This window comes from Agrobacterium vaccinii (assembly GCF_021310995.1).
GTDB classification, from domain to species: Bacteria; Pseudomonadota; Alphaproteobacteria; order Rhizobiales; family Rhizobiaceae; genus Agrobacterium; species Agrobacterium vaccinii.
On sequence record NZ_CP054151.1, the window covers coordinates 14,510 to 31,064 of the forward strand.

General features: G+C 55.5%; 12 protein-coding genes and 1 pseudogene. 6 read left to right on the top strand and 7 right to left on the bottom strand.

What is annotated here, in order from left to right; all coding sequences use genetic code 11:
• Window positions 1-148 precede the first annotated feature (148 nt).
• Together HRR99_RS15250 and HRR99_RS15255 are read right to left on the bottom strand one after the other, a co-directional pair.
• On the bottom strand, window positions 149-727 hold the full coding sequence (locus tag HRR99_RS15250; protein WP_233123587.1) for a cytochrome b: 579 nt from the start codon (window positions 725-727) through the stop codon (window positions 149-151).
• Window positions 728-978: 251 nt separating this feature from the next.
• Entirely contained in the window at window positions 979-1,344 is a 366-nt protein-coding gene (locus HRR99_RS15255; RefSeq protein WP_233123588.1) for a mobilization protein, read from the bottom strand.
• 211 nt (window positions 1,345-1,555) lie between these two features.
• Between HRR99_RS15255 and traA the strand changes: the two genes are divergently transcribed.
• The 4 genes and pseudogenes from traA (at window position 1,556) to HRR99_RS15275 (ending at window position 8,090) form a co-directional block, all read left to right on the top strand.
• Window positions 1,556-4,912 (top strand): Ti-type conjugative transfer relaxase TraA, encoded by a 3,357-nt coding sequence (gene traA, locus HRR99_RS15260; RefSeq protein WP_233124929.1) that lies wholly within the window; start codon window positions 1,556-1,558, stop codon window positions 4,910-4,912.
• A 468-nt stretch (window positions 4,913-5,380) separates the two neighbouring features.
• On the top strand, window positions 5,381-6,571 hold the full coding sequence (fdhA, locus tag HRR99_RS15265; RefSeq protein ID WP_233123589.1) for a formaldehyde dehydrogenase, glutathione-independent: 1,191 nt from the start codon (window positions 5,381-5,383) through the stop codon (window positions 6,569-6,571).
• Between the two features lie 507 nt (window positions 6,572-7,078).
• Window positions 7,079-7,657, top strand: a pseudogene (locus HRR99_RS15270) (IS3 family transposase); the annotation flags it as partial.
• A 10-nt stretch (window positions 7,658-7,667) separates the two neighbouring features.
• A complete protein-coding gene (locus tag HRR99_RS15275) occupies window positions 7,668-8,090 on the top strand; it encodes a GGDEF domain-containing protein (protein WP_233123590.1) in 423 nt (140 codons plus the stop codon).
• 638 nt (window positions 8,091-8,728) lie between these two features.
• On the opposite strand, the gene HRR99_RS15280 is transcribed toward HRR99_RS15275, so the two are convergent.
• The 4 genes from HRR99_RS15280 to HRR99_RS15300 form a co-directional block, all read right to left on the bottom strand.
• A complete protein-coding gene (locus HRR99_RS15280) occupies window positions 8,729-8,974 on the bottom strand; it encodes a DUF6894 family protein (protein WP_233123591.1) in 246 nt (81 codons plus the stop codon).
• Window positions 8,975-9,021: 47 nt separating this feature from the next.
• Window positions 9,022-9,423: a response regulator gene (locus HRR99_RS15285; protein ID WP_112500253.1), complete on the bottom strand. Its 402-nt coding sequence runs from the start codon at window positions 9,421-9,423 to the stop codon at window positions 9,022-9,024.
• Window positions 9,424-9,871: 448 nt separating this feature from the next.
• Complete coding sequence (locus HRR99_RS23195) at window positions 9,872-12,022, bottom strand: methyl-accepting chemotaxis protein (RefSeq protein WP_277877905.1); 2,151 nt, start codon at window positions 12,020-12,022, stop codon at window positions 9,872-9,874.
• A 698-nt stretch (window positions 12,023-12,720) separates the two neighbouring features.
• Window positions 12,721-13,227, bottom strand: a complete 507-nt coding sequence (locus tag HRR99_RS15300; protein WP_112500251.1) for a PAS domain-containing protein — start codon at window positions 13,225-13,227, stop codon at window positions 12,721-12,723.
• Between the two features lie 264 nt (window positions 13,228-13,491).
• Here HRR99_RS15300 and HRR99_RS15305 point away from each other — a divergent pair, with 264 nt between their 5' ends.
• On the top strand, window positions 13,492-14,286 hold the full coding sequence (locus HRR99_RS15305) for a hypothetical protein (protein ID WP_233123592.1): 795 nt from the start codon (window positions 13,492-13,494) through the stop codon (window positions 14,284-14,286).
• Window positions 14,280-15,038, top strand: a complete 759-nt coding sequence (locus HRR99_RS15310; protein WP_162698259.1) for a hypothetical protein — start codon at window positions 14,280-14,282, stop codon at window positions 15,036-15,038. The genes HRR99_RS15305 and HRR99_RS15310 overlap by 7 nt, the downstream gene beginning before the upstream one ends.
• 455 nt (window positions 15,039-15,493) lie before the next feature.
• Here HRR99_RS15310 and HRR99_RS15315 read toward each other — a convergent pair whose 3' ends face one another.
• Window positions 15,494-16,540, bottom strand: coding sequence for a LacI family DNA-binding transcriptional regulator (locus HRR99_RS15315; protein WP_233123593.1), 1,047 nt, complete (start codon window positions 16,538-16,540; stop codon window positions 15,494-15,496).
• Window positions 16,541-16,555 lie beyond the last annotated feature (15 nt).

Below are 16,555 nucleotides of genomic sequence, written 5' to 3' on the forward strand. Positions count from 1 at the left end.
AACCTGACACAGTTCAACTGAAACAACAACTGCAGGAAATCCTACTAGGTCTTTGACACGCTTCACACAAAAGCTCTCAGCGGAGTTGGCATGCCTTCGTCTGCGGTGCTGCTTTCAGTTCTGATTTGGCTGCCTTGCCCTTCCTTGCTTACTCATCAATCGTGGCTCTGCCGGGCCTTCCCGTCATCCGTCCAAGTGTTTCGTCATTCAGCGCGAAGCGGTGAACGAGCGCCATGGTGACGTGGCCTGCGATCAGAACCGACAGACCCCATGCCAACAGACTGTGAAAAAGATCGGCCGGTGCGATCATCCATAAAACCTCCGCCCCGCTCGCCGGGATCCACGGCTCCCACCCCTTGCCGCTGCCATAGGCCCGCAACAGCGCCAGTGCCGGAATGCTAAACATCAGAACATAGAAGCTGACGTGAACAACAGCGGCCATACGACCGGTGACGGTGGTCGATTGAACCGGGCGACGGTTGCGATTGACGGTCCACCAGGTAGCGCGAATGACGACAAGCACGATCACCAGAAGGCCGACGGTGCCATGGCCAGGTCCAAGCGACGTGACCGTCCTGACCCACTCCGTATCGCCAAATACACGCCACGTCAGAATGACGAGAAACTGCCAAATCAAAAGAATGGCCATCGTGCAATGAAAGGTTCGGCTGATGAGACCATACTGCCTCGGCGTATCCAGCCACATACGAGAATTCCTGTTTATCATTGCCTGCCTCTAGCTGTGGTTGACGCAGAGCGCAACGGTGGGATCCGACGATCGCCCTTGGTCTGATCCTTGCGCTGCGCTTCGCTCATCCAATAGCGCCAGACGCACGCCTGTCCTGCCGCTCACTACGGCGCTATGGGGAGCGCGTTCCCGTCAGGACAGGCTCATCCCGCAATCCCTTTTGAAAGTCCAGTCATCCGTATCGCCGCCAACGCGTAGCCGAGGAGCAAGCGTTATGACATCCAGCACCGTCAAAGTTGAGCCTCCCCGGTGACATTAGCCTGACTGCTCCTGGCTTGCGGATATTCACTGCTCTGTTGCGCATTGCCGTCTGCCGCACCGTGGCCTTGACCCATCCGGCATTCATCGATCAGGTCGGCAAACAAGGCCCGATCGGCATCGCGACGGAGAAACGCTGGCAGCTGTGTTGCAAGCCAATGCTTCAGGTCACACTGAACGCCGGTATTACCATCCTGCGCCAGGCGCTCCAGCACAAACGAACCGAGCAATATCTTGCGCCGGGTATCGTGCGCACGCTCCTGCCTGTCCAGTCGCGATTGCAAACTGCGCTTGCGCTCTTCGAGCTCTTTGATGCGTTGCGCGATCGGCTTTCTCATAGCGATGTGCTCCTTTGGCGATTTGGCCTCGGAGCTATTCGAACTCCATTCTCTCAGGGCCCGCAACCTGCAAATCTGCACGTCGCCCGCACGGCCTGCCGGTGCTAGCGATGGCCTCATGAATGCAACAAGGGCGCACTTACGAGTTCGGGGGGCGAGTTGCAGCATTCCCACTCACCCGGTTTCCACCATTGGGAAAGGACAGATGCCGGTGGCGATTTACCATCTGAGCAGCAAGCCAGTTTCCAGATCAGGCGGCAGAAGTGCCGTGGCGGCCATTGCCTATCGCACCGCAAGTCTGCTGGTAAATGAACGCGATGGTCTTGTGCATGATTTTACCGCAAAGCAGGGTGTTGATCATTGCGAAATCGTGCTTCCCGATGGCATCGATGCCGACTGGGCACGCGATCGCTCCGCGTTGTGGAATGCCGCAGAGTCCGCCGAGAAACGCTGCGATGCCCGTGTTGCCCGCGAGTTCGAGATCGCCCTTCCGCATGAGCTGAACAACGATGATCGTTTGTCGCTGACGCGTACCTTTGCGCAGGATCTTGCCAACCGCTTTGGCACAGCCGTCGACTTTGCCATCCATGTGCCTCAGGGCAAAAGCGATACCCACAATATCCATGCCCATGTGATGATGACCACGCGGGTGGTGACGTCGGATGGCCTTGGCGACAAGACGCTGATCGAGCGCGAGAACAAATGGCTACTCGCCCATGATCTGCCGACGTCGCACAGCCAGATGCGCGATATCCGCCAGATGTTTGCAGAGCATGCCAACCGCCATCTCCTGCGCGCTGGTCTTGATGTGCGTGTCGATCATCGCTCGCATCTGACGCGCGGTCTGTCGATCGAACCAACCGAACATATGGGGGTGCATGCCAGCCAGATGATGCGGCGCGGGCTTGATGTCTCGAGAACCCGGCTGGAGGAGAATGCGGCACGGAGAAACGCCGAGCTGATCCGGCGCAAACCGGACGAGGTGCTGCGCCTCATCACCGACGAAAAGAGCGTGTTCACCCGTCACGATGTCGCTCGCACGCTGCATCGCTATATCAACGACAATGGCAGCTTCCAACGCGCGCTTGCCGCCGTCATGGCGTCACCGCAACTGGTCGAGTTGCAGCCTGAACGACACGACAACGTGGCGCGCTATTCGACCCGCGAAATGATCGGGATCGAACATTCCATGGCGGCCAGTGCACTGCGCATGGCAGACAGACACAGCCATGGTGTCAGACCTGAAAACGTTGATCAGGCGCTTGGTCGTCAGGACGCGCTTCTGCCCGCTTCTGGTCTCAGCGACGAGCAGCGATCTGCTGTCCATCACATCACAGCTGCGCAGCAGATCGCCGCCGTCATCGGCTTTGCCGGGGCTGGCAAATCCACCATGCTGGCCGCGGCACGCAACGCCTGGGAGGCACAGGGCTTTACCGTTCATGGCGGCGCCCTTGCCGGAAAGGCAGCGGAAGGATTGACGCAATCATCCGGTATCGCCGCACGCACCCTGGCGTCATGGGAATATGGCTGGAGCCGAGGCAAAGGCGAACTTCAACGCGGCGATATCTTCGTCATTGACGAGGCCGGTATGGTCGGCAGTCGTCAGCTCGCCCGGATCGTGTCGCAGGTCGAAAAGCGAGGTGCCAAGCTCGTTCTGGTTGGCGATCACGAGCAGCTTCAGGCGATTGGTGCCGGCTCGCCTTTCCGCGCCATTGCCGAGCGCATCGGCTCGGTCGAGCTTTCTGAAATCCGACGACAGAAACACGACTGGCAGCGCCACGCGTCGGTCGCGTTTGCCACGCATCGCACCGGTGTTGGACTGGTCGCCTATGCTGAACGGGGCGACATCCTCTTTGCCAATGACACAGAGATGGCGCGCGAAAACCTCGTGCGTGATTATCTCGGCGATCTCAATCAACATCCCTCCGCATCCCGCATTGCCCTTGCCCACCGCCGCGTCGATGTTCGCGCCATCAATGACGGCATCCGACAGGCGTTGCAGGCTGAAGGGCGGCTTTCGAAAGGCAGTGGTCTGGGCATCGCAGACCATGAAGCGTCGACCGTTAACGTTAGGACGGGACCGGCTGACAATGGAGATCGTGAGATCGTCTATCAGACCGTCAACGGCAAGCGCTCCTTTGCGCCCGGCGACCGCATCCTTCTTCTGGAAAACAACCGTGATCTCGCTGTGAAAAACGGCATGCTGGGAACCGTGGAGGCCGTCGAGCCGAACGCAATACATCTGCGGCTCGACGGAGCTGCCAGCGGGCAAAACAATGCCCGTGTTCTCTCTCTACCCGTAAAAGATTACCAGAGTTTTGATCATGGCTATGCGACCACCATTCACAAGGCCCAAGGCGCCACCGTCGACCGTAGCTTCGTCATGGCATCGTCGACCATGGATCGACACCTGACCTATGTCGCCATGACGCGCCATCGCTATCAGGCAACCCTTTATGCCGGTCGCGATGACCTCGGCGACACCAAAGACATGGTTGCCAGACTAAGCCGGTCCGGTGCCAAGGAAACGACACTCGATTACACAAACCTCTTTGCCGAGAGGCGTGGGCTGACATCAAAGTTGCACGACACGGACGAGATAAAACGTGAAGTCCGGAACACGATCGCGCATGACGTCCAGCACCCAGCCGGGCAACCGGTGGGCCAGGAGCAGGATCGGCCACACGATCGCAGGCAGGCTGACGAGGAGCTCGTCGACGATCTGGTCGGTCCCGCCCTCAACGCCATCGACGCCGCGCACGGTTTTGAACACGTTCAAGACGATCGGGATGCCCGTCTCGTTACCTCAGCAGACATCCCCGCCCCGCTCATTCCCGCCGTTCGTTTCTACGATCGTACTATCGAAGACATCGCTCGTGAAAAAGCAAAGCCCTCTCTGGAGCACGACATGCAGGCCGTCCGCTCCGTCGGTCGAGAGGTTTACCTCGATCCTGAACAGGCAGCAGCCAGGCTCAGTGCCGCCATCGTCGACAACGGCATTGAGGGCCACGTCCTGGCCAGATCTCTCATCGAGACCCCCGAGCAGTTCGGACCCCTGCATGGTAAAGTCGGGCTGTTCGGCGAAAACAAGGAGCGCAGGCTTGCCCGCCATTACACACAGGCCCTTGGCAGCCACGTCCTATCCGCTGCAAAAACCTGGCAGCGTCGTCTTGAAGCCGAGCGCAAGTCAGAAACATGGAAACGTGAGCGCCAGGATATCGTCGAAGTCCCCGGCCTTACAAAACGCAGCCAAGTCCTTCTGCAGCAGTTTGACAGCCTCGTCGTTGAAGACAGGCCGACATTCCTGGCGCAACTCTCCGCCACGCCTGAGGGCAAGCTGGCCATCGTCGAGGCACGCGCAATCGCCAGTGCCCTCGAGCAGCGCTTTGGTAGCGCCGATATGCGCACCCTGAAACCGGAGGCGCTACGGCTGGCTCCAGAGATGGCCAACACATTCAATCAGATCAAGGATGTGGCCCGCATCGTCGAGCGGGTCCAGCGGGCTGAGCTCACCCAAAAGCATCAGCTTAAACAGGCTTTGACGAAAAGTCTGGGCCTGAGGATGTGAGGTCAGCGGGCCGGACGGTTGATACGGTCGAGAGCTGTTGCAAGCAAGAAGGCTGCCCGCCTATAAAGGTTACGGCCCACCCTTAGATATTCCATTCGGCACATGTTGGAGTGTTGAAGGTCACGACGCAATGATCCGGAAGCTCCCGGAATGGTGGGAGGCATCCGTTGGCCCGTGGCGTATCGTGTGAGCCACACCTGTCATTATCATAGTGCGTGGGGACGTGTTCGCAACAGCCGAGCGCAGGGTCAAAGCTTTAGAAAATCGACGTCCGTCGCCATTGGGTCTCCCCGTGTCGGAGTCGCGGCAGTCCAATAGCGCTGTTGATGTTCTGCTGGAAGAGGTAAGTTGCGTTATCTACTTGGCATAACCTTTAAGAGGAGGAACGATTCCACGGCAGAACTGGCGTTCAAACGACTGCCAGCCAGAAGGTGTCGCTTCGAACTTTACCCCAGAGGAGGAATGGGAATGAGCAGGAACAGAGGCGTAGTGTATTTGCGGCCAGGCAAGGTCGAAGTAAGAGACATCGACGATCCCAAGCTTGAGGCACCTGACGGTCGTCGGATCGAGCATGGCGTCATCCTCAAAGTCATTTCTACAAACATCTGCGGCTCCGACCAGCACATGGTCAGGGGCCGAACCACGGCCTTACCAGGTCTCGTGCTGGGCCATGAAATCACGGGGGAAGTCATTGAAAAGGGCGTCGACGTCGAGATGCTGGAGATCGGAGATATCGTCTCAGTGCCCTTCAACGTCGCCTGTGGTCGCTGCCGCTGCTGCAAGTCTCAAGACACTGGCGTATGTCTCACCGTCAATCCATCACGCGCGGGCGGGGCTTATGGTTACGTCGACATGGGCGGATGGATCGGCGGCCAGGCCCGTTACGTCACAGTCCCCTACGCTGATTTCAATCTCCTGAAATTTCCTGATCGTGACAGGGCTTTATCGAAAATCCGCGATCTTACGATGTTGTCCGACATCCTGCCGACAGGTTTCCACGGCGCGGTGAAGGCCGGGGTCGGCGTTGGCTCGACAGTCTATGTCGCAGGTGCCGGTCCGGTCGGTCTGGCAGCAGCAGCGTCAGCGCGCATTCTTGGTGCAGCGGTCGTGATGATTGGTGATTTCAACAAGGATCGTCTCGAGCATGCAGCCAAGGTCGGGTTCGAGCCGATTGATCTTTCCAAGAGCGACCGGCTCGGAGACATGATCGCCCAGGTCACCGGGATCGATGAGGTCGATAGCGCCATCGATGCCGTTGGTTTCGAAGCCCGCGGTCATTCTGGCAGTGAGCAGCCAGCCATCGTTTTAAACCAGATGATGGAGATCACACGAGCGGCAGGTTCGATAGGCATTCCAGGCCTCTATGTCACGGAAGACCCAGGGGCAGTAGATGACGCCGCCAGAAAGGGTAGTTTGTCCCTTCGACTGGGTCTCGGCTGGGCCAAGGCCCAGTCCTTCCACACCGGCCAGACACCAGTGCTGAAATACAATCGTCAGCTCATGCAGGCTATCCTTCACGACCGACTGCCGATCGCCGACATTGTCAACGCAAAGATCATTTCGCTTGATGATGCCGCGCAGGGCTATGAAAGCTTTGACCAGGGGGCGGCGGTAAAATACGTTCTGGACCCTCATGGAGACCTGACGAACGCCGCCTGATTTGATCAGACACCATGGTGGCTCGCTATCCTTGCTCCGCCCTTTATCGAGGTTGGACAAGGGCAGTTTGTTCGTCCTCCCTTGCCACAAATCAATGTTCATTGGACCCAGTTGCTCTTGTTGGAAAGGTCGACGGAGCGGGTGAAGGGAATATTTGGAGCGGGTAGAGGGCTCTGACTAATCATATGTGCGTTGATTTAATTGCACAATTATTAGTGAAACCGAGATATTCTGCACGTCTTGTGGCACATGTTGTGGCACGCCAGTGTCGCAGCTCGTAAGCAATATTAGTGCATGTCACCGCTCAATACTACAGTGCGTGGCGCCGGCAACGTAAGCCATCCAGCCTCATTGATAATTCTAATGAACGATGAATATCTGAAAGTTAAAACAAAAGTCTCCCGGGAATGAGCTGCAAACTCGAGATGCCGGACAAGGGAAATGTCCAATAGTACGGTTCGAGAGAGTTGAAAGCACTCTGCGTGTGATATGCAGGGAACTTGGCATGCGGACAAGATGGCCCCGAGCCAGCTTGACAGGGTGAACCGCCAGTTCAAAGCCCCTGCGCCGAACAGGCTGTGGGTTTCGGATTTCACATATGTCGCTACCTGGCAGGGGTTCGTCTACGTGGCCTTTGTCATCGACGTCTTCGCTCGTCGCATCATTGGCTGGCGGGCGAGCCGGACGGCACATGCAGGCTTTGTCCTGGATGCCCTTGACCAGGCGCTTCATGATCGGCGTCCTGCTCATGGCGGTGGCCTTGTGCATCACTCGGATCGCGGCGTTCAATACGTGTCCATTCGCTATTCCGAGCGGTTGGCAGAAGCAGGTATCGAGCCATCTGTCGGAAGTGTCGGCGACAGCTACGACAACGCCCTCGCAGAAACGATCAACGGTCTTTACAAGGCCGAGGTCATTCATCGCCGGGGACCGTGGCGAAGCTTCGAAGCGGTCGAGTTCGCTACCCTGGAATGGGTCGACTGGTTCAACCACCGACGCCTTCTGGAGCCCATCGGAAACATGCCGCCAGCCGAAGCTGAAGAGCGCTTTTACGCCATGCTGGACGAACCAGCCATGGCCGCATAACTTAACCGAAATGGCCTCCGGCAAACCCGGTGCGGTTCACCCGCATGCCGTTATCATCTGTGACCTCGATCATTTTAAGAGTATCAATGACACCTACGGCCACCATATCGGCGACTTGGTAATTCAGTCGTTCGGAGAACTTCTTCGTAACTACGCGCCCGCAACTTCAGCAACAGGCCGGATAGGCGGCGAGGAATTCGCAGTCTTCTTACCTAGCACGCCTTTGGACACTGCGCTGTCCCTCGCTCAGACGCTACGCAAGGCGACTACAACCATCGAGGGTCTCCCGCTGAGACCAACCGCGAGCTTCGGTGTCGCTTCGCTCTCCGCGGCTTCCGATCTGCAAGATGCATACCGGCGGGCAGACAAGGCACTATATGAAGCAAAAAACTCAGGGCGGGATCGGGTGAAACTGGCGATGAGCCACGCCTAGATCAGTGTAGGACTATCGACTTGCTACTCTCCGTAGCATCAATCGGCAAATGAGTCTCTGCCGTCCATAATGGAAATATGGATAAGCAAAATTGACGGCCGCCTTCCTTGCAATTTGGCATCATATCCGAACGGTCTGAAACTACGCTTTAGAGGGAGCCCAACCTTCGACATGCTATTTTTGATGTTAAGCTTGGGAAAACCAATCTGAAGATCCGCGGACCGCATGAGTCTTGCGTTCGAGAGTGCTGAGGAGCTCGCGCTACGAAGTTCTGACAAGGTAGCCCTGCATAGAGAATTGAATGCTCCGACCCGATAATCTAGAATCTGCAACGACCGCTCTAGTCTGCAGGATTTTACTGGTTGAACAAGAGTTTACTGCAGGGACGGAAACTATAGAAAATCCGGCTTTTTGATCGTATAGATTTGCAATCCCGGATGAAGATATCCCACGTCTCAGGCGCCTGCTACGATCGTGTCTACGTACGGAGAAAATCCCGTTTATATTAAAAGCGGCATGCAAGATTCTGTTTCGCCATAATAGACTGTCAGACTCAGAAGTTCCTAAAATAGAGCAACCAAATCGCGCGACGCCAGCGGGGGCAATACGCATGTCTCTCCACGGAAGTGGTCGGCACATCAGTTACCGATCGCCTCATAGGTGAACGTAAGCGATCCTACGGAAACAGCCCGTCCTTTCTCGTCTCTGACTTTCACAGTAACAATCCCTCGGTGGTCGTCATAGGGCATTTCGTCCTTGGCGATGTCCGCCATGATGCGTCCAACCTCACGCGGAAGCTCGTCTGGTGAAGATACGAGCATCCCTTGACCGTCGATCACTTCCCCGTCGCCGTTGTGGACATCAAAAAAATACCGGCTAGCCATTGCAGGTCCTATGTTTTAGGGATCATAATTGCGTACGGTTGATGTAACTAAGGGGAGTCTGGCTTTCGGAAACCATGCTCCATCAATGTTTGATGGACAAGTTCTGCCGTAAACGGTTTGCCTATGAACTTCGCGTTGCCTGGAAGGTCGCCCGGACCGGGAACAATTGCCCCGGACGCGATCACCACACAGATGTGCGGCCAGCGCTCTGCGACGATTCGTGCCAGACTGAAGCCGTCCAGGTCTCCGGGCATCTGTACGTCTGTAAAAAGAAGCTGGAGCGAGGAGTGCCTGTCGAGAAACGCAAACGCCTGATCTGCCGTGGATGCCTCCACGACTGAGTATCCCTCATCCAAAATGATATCGACCGTCTCCAAGAGGATGAGCGGCTCGTCGTCGACGACAAGGGCAATGGGTTGAACGAGCTCTTCGAATTCTGCGGTTTCCATTCACCCTAAAGCTACAGAACACCAGTTTGTTCCTTATATCCAGGAGATGGAGCAACATTGGTCAACAAGTTCAATTTCTTGAAGATGTCTTCTCTCTATAATTGGCCTTCGAAGGTAACGCCTTGACGTTCGTGGCCTCGTTAGCGTCTGTGTAAGCTGTAGTCACAGGTGCAATGAGATCTGGGTACCCAGCAGTTGATTCGAGTATTGCGGCACAACCCATATGCACTCGACACCAACGCGCCTTGCCATAGCGGTCCAAACCACCGTATGAGATCATGAAACGCAACAACTGCATCCATTCCACAACTGTAAACGTTGAACCCGGATACTCCTTATTACGCGATATCTGTAATGTTGGGTTTCGTTCTAGTAGTCGTGTGTAACAGGTCACCTCCACCTCTCGATGGGAGGTGACCTGATCGAAGTCCGTCAAAGCTGGTTTTTCTTAGAACTCTTCCCAGCTTTTGTTTTTGAGCGCTGCATTGCCCGAAAATGACGAGCTCACCCGGTTCAGCAATTGTCGGGCAGGCGACCGTTTTTGATCCGGGTACCGATCTACTGCGGACGAAGCGCCTGATTTCGCCTTGGCGTCTGTCTCGAATTTTCCGACCAGAATGAACAAAGCTTCCGCTTCTCGTGCAAGGGCATGGCTTGCCGCGGTGGATTCTTCCACCATTGCGGCATTCTGTTGGGTGCCCTGATCCATTTGGGACACAGCCTGGTTGATTTCCTTGATACCGGTCGTCTGCTCGCGCGACGCTTCTACAATAGACAGCACGTTGACGCTGATTTCTTTCACCTGCTCGACGATTTTGCCGAGCGATTCTCCTGTCTGTGCAACAAGGCTGACGCCGCTTTTGACGTGATCCCCTGATTTGGCAATCAGCGTTTTAATGTCTTTCGCCGCACTGGCCGAACGCTGCGCGAGCTCGCGAACTTCCTGGGCAACCACGGCAAAGCCCTTGCCGGCCTCACCCGCCCTCGCCGCTTCAACGCCCGCATTTAGGGCAAGTAGGTTGGTCTGGAATGCAATTTCATCGATGACGCCGATGATATTGGAGATTTCGTTGGAGGACGTCTCGATCGCATTCATCGCATTGATGGCTTTCGTTACCACCGTCCCGGAATGCTCTGCATTCTCACGCGTGGCGGTCACGAGGCGACCGGCTTCTTCAGCGCGGCGGCTGGTGTCGGCAACCGTTGTCGTAATCTGTTCCAGCGCAGCGGCTGTCTCTTCGACGGATGCCGCCTGCTGTTCGGTGCGCTTGGCAAGATCGTCCGCCGAGGCGCGGATCTGGTTGGATCCGGCAGAAATGGCCTGCGCATTGCCGCTCACATTGACGATGGCGTCCTCAAGGCGCTCTATTGCGCCGTTGAAGTCCACCCGGATTTTATCCAGACGGGTCGCAAAGGTGTGGTTGATGCGGTAGTTCAAGGTGCCATTGGCCATAGCGCCCAGACCTGCAGCCAAAGTGTCGACCGCAAACTGCACTTCTGCACTTTCCGCTGCTTCTCTTTCCTGCTGCTCCAGCCGTTCACGTTCAGACAGCGCGCGGTTGGCCTGCGCTTCCGCTTCCAGTTTCGACCGTTCCTGTGCGTTGGTTTTGAACACGGCTACGGATTTCACCATGTCGCCGATTTCACTACGGTCGGCAACGACGCTCAATTCGGCTTCCGCATGGCCATTCGCCAGTTCGCGCATTGTCTTTACAATACGGGTAACAGGGTTTGTGATAGACCGTGTCACGATTGTTGCGAGCACGGCAACGAGTGCAAGAACGCCAAAGGATATCGCCAGGGAGATGAGAAGGCTGTTGTGCTGTTGCGCAGCACATGCGGCGGCGAAGTCGCGCAGGTCAAGGCCTGTCTTGTCTTCGACAGCTTTCAGGGCATTGATGCGATTGGTCGACGCTTTGTACCATTCTTCACCGCTTACGCTGTTCAGTTGCCCCCCAAACGGGCTGGCCATTGCAATGTTGCGTTGGTTTTCGACAAGCTTGCCTGCATCACCGCTCAACGCATCCTTCAATGCAGCTCGTTGGTCTGCGCCCGCATAGCTATTGAAATCAGAGAAATAGACATTTTGCATCGCACCGAATTTTACGAAGAGCTGGTAGCTTTCAGGGCTGAAGCTGCCGGATGTGAAGGCCGCAGTTCCAATCGTTCGCTCTTGTCCCGCCCTTTCCTTGCCTTGCAGCAGTGCCGAGTAAGCGACAATTCTGTTGGATATGGTGCTGTCCGTCGTCAAGGAACTCATCGATTCGATGATCTTGATGAGGCTGCTGATCGTGTCGGCAAAGTAGGAGGCAATCTCCGGCACACCGGCCTTGAGCGACGTCACGTCCTGCCGCATGGCTGTGAGCCTATCAAGCTTGGCTTGAGCGGCAGAAGCGAGTTCTCTAAGGGCTGGCGCCAGATTGCTATTTTCGTCTGTCAGGCCCAGTGTTTTGAAGCGTTGAATTGCCACGTCCGCAGCACCTCTTTGCTTTTCAAGAAGGGGGCCGAACTCGCCCTGCCCACGGGCACCCACAAAACCGGCGGAAGCTCCGCGTTCTTTTTGAACCTCATGGATCGTGGCGCCCAAAATGGGGGCCATTGAGGCAATTTCTGCAACAGATTGCGCTTCGGATGCTGTTTGCAAACGCTTCACATTGTCTTGCAAGGCTGCGCCAACCAAGGCGATAGTTGGGATGGCCGCAACGATGATGATGCGAGTCCTGATTTTTAGATTGCCGAATATGCTCACGTTTGGCCTCTGATGATGAATAGCGTATCTGCTAGAATTACGTCAGTCATATAATAATAAACCATTGAAATTTCGTTATTTTTGCATACAAAGAATTCAATATGCCCATTTACTAGGCAGAGTTGCAATTGTAGAGGTTTGGAATCTCGGACTCACGTAAGGTCAATCAGGAAGTTTGCCTCTTGCATACAAATGGAAAGTTCTTCCGAGACCTGAGTGTTAGGCACAAACCAGCATCTCGAAATTTCAGCTTACTCGTGCAAGGATGCCTCAACTCAGTGAGCTGCCGAAAATGCACGCGTTTAATAGGTCTTCCAGCGCTGACTATCGCGAGGCTGGGAATATGAAGTGCACTCGCGCTGGTAAAACCCAACCGCATCTTCGATGGAGCAAAGAAATGAACCGTAAGCTCTGTACCCCGGTGGCGTATGGATTAGCTCCGCGAAACTATTTGACAGGGTACCACAGCGGGCCTTGGTGTCCTTGGGCTATTTAAAGTTTCTGCTCACCCGATCTAGGCGGAACGATCTTTCGGCAATCTGTTGTCTCTAATGACCGGGAGAGACCGTGTTCAATGCTGAAGAAAGATAACGGGCAGCCAGATGGTTACCTCTTCTTTCCGCGATTGATAACGCCGCGCGACAATGGGCCTGCAAAGGATCGCTACCCTCCGCAATATGCGGTGAGGAGGCATCCATAACAGCTCCGGTATAGAACGTCGGGACGCCCATCTCATCATGAAGACAACGTCCAAAAGATATCAAGGTCCGCGTCGAACCGTCGGAATGCCGCACACGGAAGCGACCAATCGATGGTTCGGCGTTCAGGATTGCACTGTGGACGTTACTGGCGATCACAGCGCGGTCGTCTTCCACCATGATTGCAAAGATCTGTTCGACTGAAATTCCTTTGGCGAGTTCCTCGATGGAAAAGCCATAGAGTTTAGCCAAGTAGGGGTCACCGTAAAGTTTGTTCTCTGCGACATGCCAAGTGTAAAACCCCATACTGTGTGGGGATGAAACAACTGTGGCTCCTGTCAGCAATGACTTTTTCATAACTCTCTCCCAGCCTTAGAAAGAAATGGACTCAGAACGGCCATAGACTTGCATGTCGGATTGCTAATTTAAAGTGTCGATGTCATAGGTCCGTTCGTTCTTGCTGTTCTTTGAGGAAAATCGTTCTCCAGTGTCAGTCCGCCAGTCTTGGCGCGCAGTGCTTGAATATCGACGGGTTGGTTGCACGAACCGTATCGTTGCGATCGGCGACACGTTGCTGGTAACCGGTCATAATTCCCAGCTCTACATCCGGGAACGCGACCAGTGGAAATGGTTCAACAGGACATACTGCCGATGCCATCGGAGGAGTTCGACCATCTCGTGTTCGGCGCGCTCGCTGGCCCTTCGCTTGACGATCTCTATATGGCAGTCACCTGCATCCCTAAGGCCTCGGGAAGGAAGTTGACCGAGGAAGAGGAGGACCGGACAGCGGAACTGTTCGATCTGGGACGACCCGACGAGGCGCTCGCCATCCACCATGCGGCCGAAGGCGAGACCAAGGTCATGGAAGGTCGGCTTTACCACTGGAACGGAACCGATTGGAAGGTGGTCGCCACCCCGAGAGACGGTCAACACTACGCCCAGCCAGCGGTAATGTCGGACGTTTTCGTAGAAAATCCGGGCAGGGTATGGACGGTCGGAGAAAACGGCGTCATTCTGGATGGCAACGCAGAGCGCGGCTTCAGTGACGTTTCATTCAAGGGAGACGACGAGGACCTGAGATCGATAACCCGTTTTGGTGACAGGATGACAATTGGCTCTGATTACGGACTCTATTCATTTGATGGACATATCCTGTCCCCGCTGAAACCGACCCTTGATCCTTCCATCAACATAAACGTCCCCAATCCGCTCAGTGTGCAAACTGTTGGCAACACGCTTTACTTCTTCGACAGGAACCACGGCGTTCAAACATTCGACGGAGCAGAGTGGACCGCGATCACGATCCCACCCCCCTGCTCAAACGCTAATGCCGCTTGTCGAACACAAACAAGTCGTCTTCCGGCATACGCCACTTCACCCGGAGGGTGCCCGGACTGCAGGACACTAAAATGTTAGCGCGGTACACCTGCCCGATCGCCGTCCTATTCTGCATTCTTTCTACAGCGCAATTTGAAGGAGCCGAAATGCCATCTGAAGGTTATACCGATGTCATCGCCTTCGCGTCCGATTTCTCGGGAGCCGATCCTACCATCGTAAAGCGGGTCCAGGAGATGGCTGTCAACCCGCCTACAGATATGGAGACCATCGGATTTTACGGCGCAGAGGATTACTCTGCGCGTCATCGATTGTTTCTCGCCACCGTCAATCTGCTGGACAACGCAGGAAAGCTGCACTCTGTTGAAGACAAGTACACCAGCGATATTTTCTCGATCTGGCAGGAAGGCGGCATCATAAACAAGACCACGCTAGGTTCTGTCGCCAATGCCGTTTTTGGCCCTCTTATAGTTGGAGAACAACCGCCGGGACCGATAAACGCTTATCGTGATCTCGTCTGGTCGCAATATGCCCTAGCTACGAAGGAACTGGAGCAGAACATCCAGGACTACGGCAAGGTTCTTCTGTCGATCGATGCGACGGACGGTGACACGATGTTTTTTGCGCTCGTGCCTCCCGAGATCGCCGGCCGTTGGCGCGACAAGGCTTTGAGCGAACAGGAAGGATATCGCGCCGGGGTACGCTCCCCGATGTGGGACCGCCTTTGGCTCAACCTGACTTACTCCACCCGAGGAATGGTGGTTGACGACGACCGGAAAGGCCTTCCACCCGGCACTCGCACACGGGACGAAACAATCCCGTTTGCAAAATGAATTCTGTCAAGCTTAGATATGCGTGGGCGATAGAAGAAGGAGATGTTTTGCAACAACACCGCTCAGGACTGAGTGAAGTGAGCAAATTTTCTTGTCCCCCCGCGATCTCAAGGCGATAAGACTTCCGACAGCATCTCCTCACATACATCGGAACCACCGTGGCGTAAAAGCTTGACGCGCTCCGTCAACCACGCAAGTTTCTCTTCTGGAGTCTCGTGGGCAGGGAAATAATCGAGATCGACGCACGCCCTTGAGGCGACTGAAGCAGCGCCTTGCAAATTTCGTATCGCGTGGCCCAAGTCGATCAAAGACGCTCCATCATCGACGCCTAGTCACGTCCGCCGCCGCCCTACGATTTTCTCGTTGATCCCGTATCAGGATCTCGCCTCGGGCGTCGTATCTTGTGGAGTTACACTTTCAAGGGCTTGATAGGATCGGAGTCTCCAATCCCGGGTTCATTGCTTCGTATCACCTGCTACTTTGGCGTCGCTTTCTCCTGCAACAAGCTCCAGTGGCCAAATGATTTGCTGCTTCTCGTCTGGGTAAAATGAAGCGTAAGCGGGCATTTTGGAAAGTAGCGTCTTCCCCACCGAAACACCCAAATCTCGCAATGACAGCCGGAAACTAGTGAGTGGCGGCTGCAGAAATCGCCCCCGAGGCTCTTCTCGAAAACCGATGACGGCAAGGTCACGACCGACTTTGAGGCCGACTTCTGCCAATCTGCGGTAGAGACCAAGCGCCATCAATTCGTAGATCAATACCACAGCTGTCGGTCTCTGCGGCATGTGCAGCAATTCGCTGCCCGCATGATAGCCCCCTTGCTCGCTGGATTTGGCCTTGATCACAAGCGATGGATCGAAGGAAAGCCCGTTCTCCTTCAGTCCTCTTTTGTAGCCATCGAGAAAAACATAGCCCAAATTGATGTCGTTATCGGGAACCGCCACCGCAATGCGTGTATGTCCATTGGTGGCAAGCCGGTTGATCGATGCGAATGCAACGCCTTCGAAATCCAGATCGACCCACGGATAATTCCCGCCTGATTGCGACCGCCCGAGCGCGACAAAAGGCACGCCCGTCTTGACGAGGAAATCAATCCGCCGGTCGATGCGACGGGTGGAGGATATGATCATCGCATCCACTAACCGCCGCACCACCATGCGCTTCAAATATTCCTCGCGGTCCTCGTCGTCGGAACAAGGAAGGATGACGAGGTCCAGCTTGTGAGGTGCAAAAACGCTTTGCAATCCGTCGGTTACGCCCATGAAGAAATTATCCGAGTTCTCCACCGTCTCCGGGTTGCTACCCATCATCAAGCCGATAACGTTTGTGGTACCCTGGCGCAGGCTGCGACCCGACTGGTTGGCGACATACCCAAGCTCTTCGGCAGCCTCAAGCACGCGGCGACGTGTCTCGTCATTGACATCCGGCTTGCCGTTCAATGCCCGTGAAACCGTGCCTATGGAGATGTCGAGATGCTCGGCAAGCTGGCGTATTCCCTTCATGTCTTATCCGTCTCC